Below are 13681 nucleotides of genomic sequence, written 5' to 3'. Positions count from 1 at the left end.
TCAGGGGCGGACGGCGGTTTTGTCGGTTCGATCACTTTGGGGTGCGGTGTTGCCTGTCGTCGGCCGCCGGGTGTGGTTATAATCGGCCACTTTATGAGCAAGAAGCGCGTTATGCAGCTGGTTCGAGGCCTCCACAACCTGCGCCCCCAACATCGGGGCTGTGTCGCCACTATTGGCAACTTTGACGGTGTTCACCGTGGCCACCAGGCTATCCTGGCGCGGTTGCGCGAGCGTGCGCTGGAATTGGGCGTGCCGAGCTGCGTGGTGATCTTCGAACCGCAGCCCAGGGAGTTTTTCGCCCCGGACACCGCCCCGGCCCGGCTGGCCCGGTTGCGGGACAAGCTGCAATTGCTGGCGGCCGAAGGTGTCGACCGGGTGCTGTGCCTGGCCTTCAACCAGCGCCTGAGCAAGCTCAGTGCCGCCGAGTTCGTCGAGACCATCCTGGTGGACGGTCTGGACGTGAAGCATCTGGAAGTCGGCGATGATTTCCGTTTCGGCTGCGACCGGTCAGGGGATTTCGATTACCTGCAACAGGCCGGTAGCGTCCATGGCTTCACCGTCGAAGCGGCGCAGACCGTCGAGATGGGCGGCTTGCGCGTCAGCAGCACCCAGGTCCGCAATGCCCTGGCGGCTGCCGACTTCGAATTGGCCGAGCGCTTGCTCGGCCGGCCGTACCGGATTGCCGGGCGGATCCTGCACGGGCAGAAGCTGGCGCGCCAATTGGGCACGCCGACGGCCAACGTGCAGCTCAAGCGTCGTCGTGTGCCGCTGACCGGGGTGTTCCTGGTGAGTGTCGAGATCGACGGCAAGACCTGGCCCGGTGTCGCCAATATCGGCGTACGGCCCACGGTCCAAGGGGATGGCAAGGCCCACCTCGAAGTACATGTTCTGGATTTTGCCGGCGATCTGTATGACCGGCGTTTGACGGTGGTTTTCCACCAAAAGCTGCGTGAAGAGCAGCGTTTTGCCTCTCTGGAGGCGCTCAAGACGGCGATCCATGCAGATATCGCCGCCGCCCGTGCCCTTGTCGCAACCAGCGCCAATCGCTAATGAAGAGCCTTAAATGACCGACTATAAAGCCACGCTAAACCTTCCGGACACCGCCTTCCCAATGAAGGCCGGCCTGCCTCAGCGCGAACCACAGATTCTGCAGCGTTGGGACAGCATTGGCCTGTACGGAAAGTTGCGCGAGATTGGCAAGGATCGTCCGAAGTTCGTCCTGCACGACGGCCCTCCGTACGCCAACGGCACTATTCACATCGGTCACGCGCTGAACAAGATTCTCAAGGACATGATCATCCGCTCCAAGACCCTGTCGGGTTTTGATGCGCCGTATGTCCCGGGCTGGGACTGCCACGGCCTGCCGATCGAACACAAGGTCGAAGTGACCCACGGCAAGAACCTGGGCGCGGACAAGACCCGCGAGCTGTGTCGTGCCTACGCCACCGAGCAGATCGAAGGGCAGAAGTCCGAATTCATTCGTCTTGGCGTGCTGGGCGACTTCGCCAACCCGTACAAGACCATGGACTTCAAGAACGAAGCCGGTGAAATCCGTGCCCTGGCGAAAATCGTCGAGGGCGGTTTCGTGTTCAAGGGCCTCAAACCGGTGAACTGGTGCTTCGATTGCGGTTCGGCCCTGGCCGAGGCGGAAGTCGAGTACGAGAACAAGAAGTCCTCGACCATCGACGTCGCGTTCCCGATTGCCGATGAAGACAAGCTCGCCGCCGCTTTCGGCCTGGGCAAGCTCGCCAAGCCGGCCGCGATCGTGATCTGGACCACCACCCCGTGGACCATCCCGGCCAACCAGGCGCTGAACGTCCACCCGGAGTTCAACTACGCCCTGGTCGACGTCGGCGACAAGCTGCTGGTGCTGGCCGAAGAATTGGTCGAATCCTGCCTGGCCCGCTACAACCTCGAAGGTTCGGTGGTCGCCACCGCGCCAGGTTCGGCGCTGGAGCTGATCAATTTCCGTCACCCGTTCTATGACCGTCTGTCGCCGGTATACCTGGCCGACTACGTGGAACTGGGTGCGGGCACTGGCGTGGTTCACTCCGCGCCGGCCTATGGCGTCGACGACTTCGTGACCTGCAAGAAATACGGCATGGTCAATGACGACATCCTCAACCCGGTACAGAGCAATGGCGTGTACGCGCCGTCGCTGGAGTTCTTTGGCGGCCAGTTCATCTGGAAAGCCAACCCGGCCATCGTCGACAAGCTGACCGAAGTCGGCGCACTGCTGCACACTACTGTCATCGAACACAGCTACATGCACTGCTGGCGCCACAAGACCCCGCTGATCTACCGCGCCACCGCGCAGTGGTTCATCGGCATGGACAAGCAGCCCACCACTGGCGACACCCTGCGCCAGCGTTCCCTCAAGGCCATCGAAGACACCACGTTCGTGCCGGCCTGGGGCCAGGCGCGCCTGCACTCGATGATCGCCAACCGTCCCGACTGGTGCATCTCCCGCCAGCGTAACTGGGGCGTGCCGATCCCGTTCTTCCTGAACAAGGAAAGCGGCGAGCTGCACCCGCGCACCGTCGAACTGATGGAAGAGGTGGCCAAGCGCGTCGAAGCCGAAGGCATCGAAGCCTGGTTCAAGATGGATGCCGCTGAGCTTTTGGGTGACGAGGCGCCGCTGTACGACAAGATCAGCGACACCCTGGACGTCTGGTTCGACTCCGGCACCACCCATTGGCATGTGCTGCGCGGTTCGCACCCGATGGGCCACGAAAGCGGCCCGCGTGCCGACCTGTACCTGGAAGGCTCGGACCAGCACCGTGGCTGGTTCCACTCCTCGTTGCTGACCGGTTGCGCCATCGACAACCACGCGCCGTACCGCGAGTTGCTGACCCACGGCTTCACCGTCGACGAGTCCGGCCGCAAGATGTCCAAGTCCCTGGGCAACGTGATCGCGCCGCAGAAGGTCAACGACACCCTGGGCGCCGACATCATGCGCCTGTGGGTGGCCTCCACCGACTACTCCGGCGAAATGGCCGTTTCCGAGCAGATCCTACAGCGCAGCGCGGACGCCTACCGGCGGATCCGTAACACTGCGCGCTTCCTGCTTTCCAACCTGACCGGTTTCAACCCGGCCACCGACCTGCTGCCCGCCGAAGACATGCTCGCGCTGGACCGTTGGGCCGTGGACCGTACCCTGCTGCTGCAACGCGAATTGCAGGAACACTACGGCGAATACCGTTTCTGGAACGTCTACTCCAAGATCCACAACTTCTGCGTGCAGGAGCTCGGTGGCTTCTACCTCGACATCATCAAGGACCGCCAGTACACCACCGGCGCCAACAGCAAGGCGCGCCGTTCGTGCCAGACCGCGTTGTTCCACATCAGCGAAGCGCTGGTACGCTGGATCGCGCCGATCCTGGCGTTCACCGCCGACGAGTTGTGGCAATACCTGCCGGGCGAGCGCAACGAATCGGTGATGCTCAACACCTGGTACGAAGGCCTGACCGAACTGCCGCAAGGCTTCGAGCTGGACCGTGCGTATTGGGACCGCGTGATGGCGGTCAAGGCAGCGGTCAACAAGGAAATGGAGATCCAGCGTGCGGCCAAGGCCGTCGGTGGCAACCTGCAGGCCGAAGTGACCCTCTACGCCGAAGAAGCCCTGAGTGCCGATCTGGCCCGGCTGAGCAACGAGCTGCGCTTCGTGCTGATCACCTCCACCGCCAGCGTTGCACCTTTCGTGCAGGCGCCGGCCGATGCGGTGACCACTGAAGTCAGCGGCCTGAAGCTCAAGATCGTCAAGTCGAACCACACCAAGTGCGCTCGTTGCTGGCACTGCCGCGAAGACGTTGGCGTGAACCCGGAGCATCCGGAAATCTGCGGTCGTTGCGTGGACAACATCAGCGGCAGCGGTGAGGTTCGTCACTATGCCTAATGTGGCGAGCCGTTTCGGACGGCTGGGCTGGTTGTGGTTGAGCGCGCTGGTCCTGGTCATCGACCAGGCCAGCAAGTACTACTTCGAGCACTCGCTGACCATGTACCAGCAGATCGTGATCATTCCTGACTACTTCAGCTGGACCTTGGCCTACAACACCGGGGCGGCGTTCAGTTTCCTGGCCGACAGTTCCGGCTGGCAGCGCTGGCTGTTCGCCCTGATTGCCGTCGTGGTCAGCGCTGTGCTGGTGGTCTGGCTCAAGCGCCTGGGGCGCAATGAGACCTGGCTGGCGGTGGCGCTGGCCTTGGTACTCGGTGGTGCCCTGGGCAACCTCTATGACCGCATCGCCCTGGGCCACGTCATCGATTTCATCCTGGTGCATTGGCAGAACCGCTGGTATTTCCCGGCGTTCAACTTTGCCGACAGCGCCATCAGCGTGGGCGCCGTGATGCTCGCCCTGGACATGTTCAAGAGCAAGAAAACCGGAGAAGCCGTCCATGACTGAGCAGCGTATCGCTCAAAACACCGAAGTGAAGCTTCACTTCGCCCTGCACCTGGAAAACGGTGACACCGTCGACAGCACCTTCGACAAGGCCCCGGCGGTGTTCAAGGTCGGTGACGGCAACCTGCTGCCCGGCTTCGAAGCGGCAATTTTCGGTTTCAAGGCCGGTGACAAGCGCACCGTAGTGGTTCCACCGGAAAATGCCTTTGGTCAGCCCAATCCGCAAAACGTGCAGACCATGCCACGCTCCCAGTTCCAGGACATGGAGTTGTCCCAGGGCCTGCTGGTGATCTTCAACGACGCGGCCAATACCGAGCTGCCGGGTGTGGTGAAGGCATTCGACGACGCCCAGGTAACCGTGGACTTCAACCATCCGCTGGCGGGCAAGACCTTGAGCTTCGAAGTGGAAATTATCGAGGTCAAGGCGCTTTAAAGTTTAACGGGCAGTGGCTGCCCCCACAATTCCTGTGGGAGCGAGCCTGCTCGCGATAGCTGAGTCCCAGCCACCGTCGAGTTGACTGATCCACCGCATCGCGAGCAGGCTCGCTCCCACAGACACGAGGCACAGCATGCAAATCAAACTCGCCAACCCCCGTGGCTTCTGCGCCGGTGTGGACCGGGCGATCGAAATCGTCAACCGCGCCCTGGAAGTCTTCGGGCCGCCGATCTATGTGCGCCACGAAGTGGTCCACAACAAATTCGTCGTCGAAGACCTGCGTAGCCGTGGGGCGATTTTCGTCGAGGAACTGGACCAGGTGCCGGACGACGTCATCGTGATCTTCAGCGCCCATGGGGTTTCCCAAGCGGTGCGCACCGAAGCCGCCGGCCGTGGCCTGAAGGTATTCGATGCCACTTGCCCACTGGTGACCAAGGTGCACATTGAGGTGGCGCGCTACAGTCGCGACGGTCGCGAATGCATCCTGATCGGCCACGAAGGCCATCCGGAAGTCGAAGGCACCATGGGCCAATACGATGCCAGCAACGGTGGTGCGATCTACCTGGTCGAAGACGAGGACGACGTTGCGGCCTTGCAGGTGCGCAACCCTGAGAGCCTGGCTTTTGTCACCCAGACGACCCTGTCCATGGATGACACCAGCCGTGTGATCGACGCCCTGCGTGCTCGATTCCCGGCCATCGGCGGCCCGCGCAAGGATGACATCTGCTACGCCACCCAGAACCGTCAGGACGCGGTCAAGCAACTGGCCAACGAATGCGATGTGGTGCTGGTTGTCGGCAGCCCGAACAGCTCCAACTCCAACCGCTTGCGCGAGCTGGCCGAGCGCATGAATACGCCGGCCTACCTGATTGACGGTGCCGAGGACATGCAGCGCAGTTGGTTCGATGGCGTCGAACGCATCGGCATTACCGCCGGTGCTTCCGCGCCGGAAGTTCTGGTGCGCGGCGTGATCCAGCAATTGCAGGCCTGGGGCGCAACCGGTGCCGATGAGTTGGCCGGTCGCGAAGAAAACATCACGTTCTCGATGCCGAAAGAGCTGCGCGTCCGCTCCTTGCTTTAAGTTCTTTCTCGCATAGCGCCTGCTTGGCTTCGACGCTTTCCAGGCGAACGCGGCCGGAGGGCGCCAATACCACTTGATGGTGGCTGACCGGCCCGCGTTTGGCGCAGACATGCAGCGTGCCTGCCTGGAATGCGCCGTTGGCGTGTAGCGCTTCTCCCTGGCTGCCGAACCTCACCCTGCGTTTCACCGGCTGGTTGCCGGCCACCCGGGCGCTTGCCCTGCGCTCCATCAGCACGGTCTTGTCCTTGTCGTCCAGGGTAATGCGCCATCCCCGGCCCCAATCGTCATCTATCCCCCTGAGCACGACTGTCTGGTTGCGGGCAATGGCTTCGCTGCGCGCGCTGCGCAAGCCGCTGATCAGCAACTGCGCGGTGTCCTCGCGTTCGATGGATTCGATCAGCTCTTTGTAGCCCGCGCCGGCCCACGGCAGAACAATTGCGGCAATTGCCAGTCCCATGAGCAGTTCGATCAGGCTGAAGCCCTGTTGATACATGACGTCTCCTCCCTGGAGAGCGTGAAGCGGATTCAAGACTTATGAATCATTGTGGCGAGGGGATTTATCCCCGTGGGGCTGCGTAGCAGCCCCAATAAGGCTAAATCCCCTCACCACAGATGCACACAAAGGCGGTGGTTTGTTCTAGCGTGTACAAGCAGGTATAGCCGACGGCAACGGAGGGCACCGATGGATCTTCGTACAAAAGGTTTCACGCTGATCGAGGTGCTGGTGGCCCTCGGCGTGCTGCTGATCCTGATTACCATGGCGGTGCCGGCGTTTACCGGATCGATGCAGAGCACCAAGGCCGATACCGAGATCGGCGATCTGCGTCGGGCGCTGAACTTTGCCCGCATGGAGGCGATCGACCGCGGTATCACCACGCGAATTCGCCCCACGGCCCAAGGCAGCGTCTGGAGTGGCGAACTGACGGTGTATGACAGTACTGGCTCGTCGCCCAATGTATTGCGGGTTGTTCCAGCGATGGGCAGCGGCGCGACTCTGACGCTAACCTCAGAGGTGAGCAATATTGATTTCAACAACCTTGGCGGGTTGTCGGCACCGGCCACGCCGGTGAGTTTCAATTATGTACGAGGGGCGCAGAGCAGGACGCTGAGTGTTTGCCTCAATGGAAGAATCGTATTGGGTGGAAGTTGCGGATGAAGGGTTGCAGTAAAAGGGCGCAGGCCGGCATGACGTTGATCGAGGTGCTGGTGGCGGTGCTGATTCTCGGCGTCGGCTTGCTGGGGGCGGCGATGATCCAGCTCAATGCGCTCAAGTACACCGACAGTTCGCGCATGACCAGCCAGGCCAGTTTCATTGCCTACGACCTGCTGGACCGCATTCGCGCCAATTCCGGCGCCGACTACACCATCACGCCGCCCAGCTCGCCGAACCTCAGCGTGGCCCGGGACCAGGACCTTTATGATTTCAAGACCAACATCATCGCCTTCGGCGGCGCCACTGCCACCGGCACCATTGCGCTGAATCAGCGGGTCTACACCATCACCATTTCCTGGGACGACGCACGCGCCGCCAACACCACCAACGCGGCCGAGGCGCGGCGCAGCTTTGTTCTGACCAGTCGCGTCGCCGTCGATCCGGTGGGGGCGACGCCATGAACCGGTACAGTCGCGGTTTCGGCCTGATCGAGTTGATGATCGCGCTGGTGCTCAGCCTGATCGTCATCCTGAGTGTCGTGCAGATTTTCATTGCCGCCAAAAATACCTACGTCAGCCAGAATGCCGCCGCGGTGATTCAGGAGGACGCGCGGTTTGCCTTGAGCAAAATGGTCCAGGAAATTCGCATGGTGGGCATGTTCGGCTGCCTGGCGACCATCATCGATGCCTCGACGGATAACAGTTTCGCTGCCAGCCAGACCACTCCAATCCGTTGGGATAACGCCAACCGGAGGTTGACCCTGGTCACCGCGGACATTGGGGGTGGCGGTAGCCTGCCGACCTGGACCGTCGTCTCCGATTGCCGTACCTCGGCGACGGCCTACTCGAACGCCCGGGCGCCAGCGACGGGGCAGTTGGCGTTCCCGATCCGTCGACTGGTCTACAGCTTCAACAACAACCAATTGCTGTTGGGCAGCGGCACCGGCAATCCGCCGACGCTGTCGGTGCTGGTGGACAACGTGCGGGCGTTCGACGTGACGTTCGGCATGGCCGCCAGCGCCACGGACATCGCAGCGTCGAGCTACACCAGCAACCCGGCAGACCCGGCACTGATCCGCAGCGTGCGCCTGAGCCTGACGCTCTTTGATCCAAGGAACACGGTGCGCGAGCAGACCTTCAATGTGGTTGCCGCCTTGCGCAACCGGCTTCTATGAGGGGGCGATCGATGATCTCGATGGGTCTCAAGCATCGCCAGCGTGGCATGGCACTGCTGGTCAGCCTGGTTTTCCTGTTGCTGCTGACGCTGATCGGCCTGTCGTCGATGCAGAGCGCCACTCTCCAGGAAAAAATGACCAGCAGCGTCATGCAACGCAACCAGTCCTTCCAGATCGCCGAGGCTGCGTTGAGGATGGGTGAGAGTGCGGTGCAGGTCGAGACCTATTCACTGGCGGTCTGTACCAGCGCGACTCAATGCGCGCCGCCGGCCGAGTCGGCGACCATCACAGCGGCGGGGCGCAATTCGTCGTCCGGGGTGCTCTGGGTTGCCGCTGCCGGCGGGTTTTATGGCGTGCAGAACATCGGCACTACGCTTGCGGCGGTCAACGTGCCGGTCAATACCTCGGCGACGCTGTATCGCATCACGGCGGTGGCGGTGGTGGGCAATAACCAGCGCAGCGTGGTGGAGAGCATCTATGCGAAATACTGAGGCTCGCCGTGGCTGGATAGCGATGTTGTGGGGGGTGTTGCTCAGCCTTTACCTGATGGCCCCGGCTTATGCCTTCACGCCTTCGGATTCACCGCTGTTGAGTGCGGCTGCCGTCACGCCGAATGTCATGCTGCTGATCGATGATTCGGGGAGTATGAACAACATTATCTGGGCGGCGGGGTTTGATCCCTCTGCCACTCAGGTGCGCACATACGGATGTAGCGCCTCGAATAACTGCAGCAGCGTCTTTGAGCTGGATATGACCGATGGCAATGTTTTGCTGGCGAGCCTGTTCCGTGGGGGCTGTTCGAGCGGTTGGTATGGTTTCTATCGACCCAACCTCGGTCGGGTATGCTTAAAGCTACCCGATCCGGTGGGTAATGGGGACACTCGATACACGGCTCAATACCTGGCGTATCTGGTGACCCTGGCCAACGGCTCGAGCCGGGACTTCACCACCGGCACTATCCCCACCGACTATCGAATCAACGTGGCACGGGATGTCTCCAACGACTTGGTCGCCAATAACCGTGCCCTGCGTATTGGCCTCGCCACGTTCAATCCACCTAATTTCAGCAACTCCGGCCCCGGGGGCTACATCGCTCGCGCGGTCAGCGACCTGTCACCGGTCAGCGGCAGCGTGACCCAGACCCAGGCCAACAGCAACTACAGCGCCCTGATCAGCGCCATCAACGGTTTGGGTGCCGTCGCCAATACGCCGTTGGCCGAGAGCTATTACGAGGTCACCCGTTACTTCAGGGGCATGGCGCCGTACCACAACAGCACACCGGCCACCTACACCAGCCCGATCCAGTATCGTTGCCAGAAGAACTTCGGTGTAGTGATCACCGACGGCTTGCCCACCTTTGACCGAACGTTTCCCACCAACGACCCGCTGGGCTTGGCCCGGTTGCCGAATTGGGATGGCATCAACAACGATGGCGACGACCTTAATGGTGATGGCGAGGGCGACACGCTTTACCTGGACGACATCGCCAAGTTCGCTTTCGATATCGACATGCGCACCACCGGCACCGACGCCACCGGCAAGAGCTGGAACGCCACGGATTTTCCCCGGCAATACCTCAATACCTATACCGTGGGTTTTACCGCCGCCAACCCGATGTTGTCCGACGCTGCCCGCTACGGCACCGGGAAGTATTACCAGGCGACCGACAGCGAAGGCCTGAACTCAGCGCTGTCATCGGCCTTGAGCGACATCACTTCCAAGGCCGGCTCCGGGGGCGGCGGCACGACCAATGCCGCCACGCTGTCCAGCACCTCCAGCTACTACCAGACCACCTATGATCCCAAGGATTGGCGCGGCACCATCAAGGCGTTCGGCTTCAACTCGACCGGAACGGTCAACACGGCAGCGGTGCAATGGACCACCGACACGGCCATCGTGCCCAGCGCCACGGCGCCGATCTATCAATCCTGGAACACCGCGACCAACGTGCCGGTGACCCTGGCCTATGGCAACTTTTCGCCGGCCCAGCAAACCAGCCTCAGCCAGAACCTGCCCACGGGGATCACCGGCAATGACCTGGTGGAGTGGAGCAAGGGGGTCAACAAAACCGGCCTGAAGGTACGCAGTGTGTTGCTGGGGGATATCATCAATTCGCCGTTGGTGCTGGCATCGCCCAATGACCAGACCGCTGCGGACCTGCTCAACGACACCAGCTACAGCTCCTACCTGGCGACCAAGGCAACGAACATGAATGCCAACCTGGTGGTGAACGCCAATGACGGCTTTTTCAGCGTCATTAACAGCACCAATGGCACGCGGCGCTATGCCTATATGCCTTCGAGCGTGCTGTCCTCGTTGGAGGATATCGCCGACATCAACTACATCAATGGCGTGAGCCATCAGTTTTTGGTGGACGGGCAGGTCGGCGTGTTCGATGTGCAATCGGGCAGCGCCTGGAAGACCGTCGCCCTTGGCGGAACGGGGGCTGGCGGCAAGACGTTCTATGCGGTGCAACTGTTCGATGCGGCGGCGGGCAATGCGTTGCGGGCGTTGTGGGAAATCAGCGCTCCCACCGTTGCCAACACGGCTAACGTCTTCAATGACTTGGGCTACGCCTACGCACGCCCTGAAGTCGCGCGCCTGGCGGACGGTCGCTGGGCGGCGTTCATCGGCAATGGCTATGGCAGCAACAGTGGTGTGGCGGCGTTGTATGTGGTGGATATCCGCGACGGTTCGCTGATCAAAAAAATCGTCATTAACAGCAGCGAGACTGATAACGGCCTGTCGTCGGTCAAGCTGCGGGTCAATTCCCAGAACGTGGTGCAGTCCGCGTACGGCGGCGACCTGAAGGGACGGATGTGGAAGTTCGACCTCAGTGGTACTTCTCCGACCGCGTGGGGGATGGCGTTCGCCGGCCAGCCGTTGTTCACCGCACCCGGCGGGGCAACCCAGCCGATCACCGTGCAGCCACTGCTGGCAGACAACCCCCAGGGTGGCACCCAGGTGTTTTTCGGCACCGGCAAGTTCAACGAAGCGGCAGACAAGCTCAACAAGGATTTGCAGGCGTTCTATTCGATCTGGGACGCCACCGGCGGCGCAGGGCAAATCACCGTGTCGAGCCTGCAGGCCCAGTCGATCACGGGGGTGTTCTCAGGCAGTACGGGGCAGTTCGTGACCACCAGCCAGACCGACGTGGCTTATCCTTCGAAAAAGGGCTGGTACCTGCCCTTGGTGTACAACAACGTGCTGACCGGAGAGCGGGTGATCAACCCGGCCAATCTGGTGAGCGGGCGCGTGGTCTTTACCACGGCTGCCGTGGACACCACCGACCCTTGCGCCAGCTTTGGTACCGGCAAACTGATCGAAGTGGATGCGTTCAACGGTAAGATGCTCAACTATGCGGTGCTCGATACCAACGGTGACGGCAAGCTCAACAGCTCTGACACGATTTCCAGCGGGGTGGTCTTCACGGGCGGTATTCCGACCTTGAGCGCCGTGGTTAGCGCCAGTGGGGCTACCAACATGATCGTCAACGATTCCAGCGGCAATATCACCGAGTTGCTGGAAAAATCCGTGGGCGGCAGCCGTCGCATCATGTGGCGGCAAATACAGTGAGAGGCAAGGCATGCGCAGATCCAACCGGGGTTTCACCTTGATCGAAATCATGATCGTGATTGCGATCATCGGTATCGTGATCACCGTCGGCTATCCGAGCCTGACCGAATACATGAAGAAGGGCCGACGCACTGAAATCGCCGGGCTATTGTCGGAGCAGGCGCAGATCCTCGAGCGCTACTACTCGAAGAACAACGTCTACACCAACGCGACCGGCCTGAGCAGCGGTAACGATTTTTACACCATTACCCCGACCCTGGCAGACCAGAGCTTCACCCTGACCGCCGTGCGCAAGAGTGGCTCGTCCATGGCCACGGACAAATGCGGTGACTTCACGATCAACAATACCGGTGTGCGGAGCATGATCAACGCTGCTGCCGGGCTGACCACCAAGGATTGCTGGGGCCGCTGAGTTTCTTTTATTCGGGCGCAGCCTTGCGCCCTCTGTCTTATGAGTCGAATCAGAACATGACCAGGCAACAGCAAGTGGTGATTGTCGGCGGCGGAGTCATTGGCCTGTTGACAGCGTTCAATCTGGCGTCCGAAGGGCAGCGCGTGGTGCTGCTGGACCGCTCCAGTGTCGGCCAGGAATCCTCCTGGGCTGGCGGCGGTATCGTGTCGCCGTTGTATCCATGGCGCTATAGCCCGGCGGTCACGGCGTTGGCCCACTGGTCGCAGGATTTTTATCCACAACTGGGCGAGCGCTTGTTCGCGGCGACCGGGGTCGATCCGCAAGTGCATGTCACCGGATTGTATTGGTTGGACCTGGATGACCAGGAAGAAGCGCTGGCCTGGGCCGAACGGGAAGGGCGTCCGTTGCGGGCTGTGGATATCTCAATTGTCCACGATGCGGTGCCGGTGCTGGGCGCGGGTTTTTCCCGGGCGATCTACATGGCCGACGTGGCCAACGTGCGTAATCCCCGGTTGGTGAAATCCCTCAAGGCTGCATTGTTGGCGCTGCCGAATGTCACGTTGCATGAACACTGTGAAGTCAGCGGGTTCATCCGTGATGGCGGGCGAGTGGTGGGGGTGCACAGTTCGGCCGGTGAAATTCGTGGCGATGAGGTGGTATTGGCCGCCGGTGCCTGGAGTGGCGAGCTGCTCAAGACATTGGGCTTGAAGTTGCCGGTCGAGCCGGTCAAGGGTCAGATGATCTTGTACAAGTGCGCGTCGGATTTTCTGTCGAGCATGGTGCTGGCCAAAGGACGTTATGCGATTCCGCGTCGTGATGGGCATATCCTGGTTGGTAGCACGCTGGAGCGCGAAGGCTTTGACAAGACCCCGACTGATGTTGCGCTGGAGAGTCTGAAGGCTTCGGCGGTGGCACTTATTCCGGAACTGGCCGATGCTGAGGTGGTTGGGCATTGGGCTGGGCTGCGGCCCGGATCGCCCGAAGGCATTCCTTATATCGGCGAGGTGCCTGGGGTGGCGGGGTTGTGGTTGAACTGTGGGCATTATCGCAATGGGTTGGTGTTGGCGCCGGCGTCGTGTCGGTTGTTTACGGATTTGATGTTGGGGCTTGAGCCTGTGATTGATCCTGCGCCTTATGCGCCGGCGGGGCGCTTGTAGGGCTCGGCTTTGGCTCGGGAGTTTTGGTGACGAGGCGGCCTTAAAGCCGACCTGTTACTTCCGGCCATATTCAGATCCAACTGTGGGAGCGAGCTTGCTCGCGATGGCGGCCTGACAGTCGGTCAGGATGTTGTTGACTGAGGACATATCCATTGCCGCGGTAACGGCTACTGGCGGTTCCGCTCTTCATGTAAGAGCGGAACCCTAAGCAGCCGTTACCGCAGAAACGGATATACACCCCGCCCTCACAGCCAACCAGGCTTTGTGGGAATGGTCGGACAAGATTCTGATTCGA

At 61.2% G+C, this 13681-nt stretch carries 13 protein-coding genes; 12 read left to right on the top strand and 1 reads right to left on the bottom strand.

The window, feature by feature from the left end:
* The first annotated feature begins 111 nt into the window (after nucleotides 1-111).
* The 5 genes from ribF to ispH all read left to right on the top strand — a co-directional run bounded on the left by ribF (nucleotide 112) and on the right by ispH (nucleotide 5914).
* On the top strand, nucleotides 112-1050 hold the full coding sequence (gene ribF / locus PBDP_RS25485; RefSeq protein WP_162893867.1) for a bifunctional riboflavin kinase/FAD synthetase: 939 nt from the start codon (nucleotides 112-114) through the stop codon (nucleotides 1048-1050).
* 13 nt (nucleotides 1051-1063) lie between these two features.
* The gene (gene ileS / locus PBDP_RS25480; protein ID WP_109756385.1) at nucleotides 1064-3895 is read left to right on the top strand and encodes an isoleucine--tRNA ligase; all 2832 of its coding nucleotides are present in this window, start codon (nucleotides 1064-1066) and stop codon (nucleotides 3893-3895) included.
* Nucleotides 3888-4400, top strand: coding sequence for a signal peptidase II (gene lspA / locus PBDP_RS25475; protein ID WP_109756384.1), 513 nt, complete (start codon nucleotides 3888-3890; stop codon nucleotides 4398-4400). The genes ileS and lspA overlap by 8 nt, the downstream gene beginning before the upstream one ends.
* Nucleotides 4393-4830, top strand: coding sequence for an FKBP-type peptidyl-prolyl cis-trans isomerase (fkpB, locus tag PBDP_RS25470; RefSeq protein ID WP_116833486.1), 438 nt, complete (start codon nucleotides 4393-4395; stop codon nucleotides 4828-4830). Before lspA ends, fkpB begins: the two co-directional genes overlap by 8 nt.
* Nucleotides 4831-4966: 136 nt before the next feature.
* Entirely contained in the window at nucleotides 4967-5914 is a 948-nt protein-coding gene (ispH, locus tag PBDP_RS25465) for a 4-hydroxy-3-methylbut-2-enyl diphosphate reductase (RefSeq protein ID WP_134925881.1), read from the top strand.
* Here ispH and PBDP_RS25460 read toward each other — a convergent pair.
* The gene (locus PBDP_RS25460) at nucleotides 5868-6407 is read right to left on the bottom strand and encodes a GspH/FimT family pseudopilin (protein ID WP_212801473.1); all 540 of its coding nucleotides are present in this window, start codon (nucleotides 6405-6407) and stop codon (nucleotides 5868-5870) included. The genes ispH and PBDP_RS25460 overlap by 47 nt on opposite strands.
* Before the next feature lie 189 nt (nucleotides 6408-6596).
* Here PBDP_RS25460 and PBDP_RS25455 point away from each other — a divergent pair, with 189 nt between their 5' ends.
* Genes PBDP_RS25455 through thiO form a run of 7 tightly spaced genes read left to right on the top strand, consistent with a single transcriptional unit; the run spans nucleotide 6597 to nucleotide 13386 of the window.
* The gene (locus PBDP_RS25455) at nucleotides 6597-7070 is read left to right on the top strand and encodes a GspH/FimT family pseudopilin (RefSeq protein WP_212801472.1); all 474 of its coding nucleotides are present in this window, start codon (nucleotides 6597-6599) and stop codon (nucleotides 7068-7070) included.
* On the top strand, nucleotides 7067-7528 hold the full coding sequence (pilV, locus tag PBDP_RS25450) for a type IV pilus modification protein PilV (RefSeq protein WP_116833483.1): 462 nt from the start codon (nucleotides 7067-7069) through the stop codon (nucleotides 7526-7528). The genes PBDP_RS25455 and pilV overlap by 4 nt, the downstream gene beginning before the upstream one ends.
* Nucleotides 7525-8241, top strand: coding sequence for a PilW family protein (locus PBDP_RS25445; protein WP_212801471.1), 717 nt, complete (start codon nucleotides 7525-7527; stop codon nucleotides 8239-8241). The genes pilV and PBDP_RS25445 overlap by 4 nt, the downstream gene beginning before the upstream one ends.
* 20 nt (nucleotides 8242-8261) lie before the next feature.
* Nucleotides 8262-8732, top strand: coding sequence for a pilus assembly PilX family protein (locus PBDP_RS25440; protein WP_212802538.1), 471 nt, complete (start codon nucleotides 8262-8264; stop codon nucleotides 8730-8732).
* Nucleotides 8719-11817: a pilus assembly protein gene (locus PBDP_RS25435; RefSeq protein ID WP_212801470.1), complete on the top strand. Its 3099-nt coding sequence runs from the start codon at nucleotides 8719-8721 to the stop codon at nucleotides 11815-11817. The genes PBDP_RS25440 and PBDP_RS25435 overlap by 14 nt, the downstream gene beginning before the upstream one ends.
* Before the next feature lie 10 nt (nucleotides 11818-11827).
* Nucleotides 11828-12229: a type IV pilin protein gene (locus PBDP_RS25430; protein WP_109756376.1), complete on the top strand. Its 402-nt coding sequence runs from the start codon at nucleotides 11828-11830 to the stop codon at nucleotides 12227-12229.
* 56 nt (nucleotides 12230-12285) lie between these two features.
* Nucleotides 12286-13386 carry a glycine oxidase ThiO gene (gene thiO, locus PBDP_RS25425; RefSeq protein WP_116833482.1) on the top strand — a complete coding sequence of 367 codons (1101 nt, stop codon included), beginning with the start codon at nucleotides 12286-12288 and terminating at the stop codon, nucleotides 13384-13386.
* Nucleotides 13387-13681 lie beyond the last annotated feature (295 nt).

The organism is Pseudomonas sp. St290, assembly GCF_018325805.1.
Lineage (GTDB): Bacteria > Pseudomonadota > Gammaproteobacteria > Pseudomonadales > Pseudomonadaceae > Aquipseudomonas > Aquipseudomonas bijieensis.
This window is presented reverse-complemented; position numbering and strand designations above follow the sequence as displayed.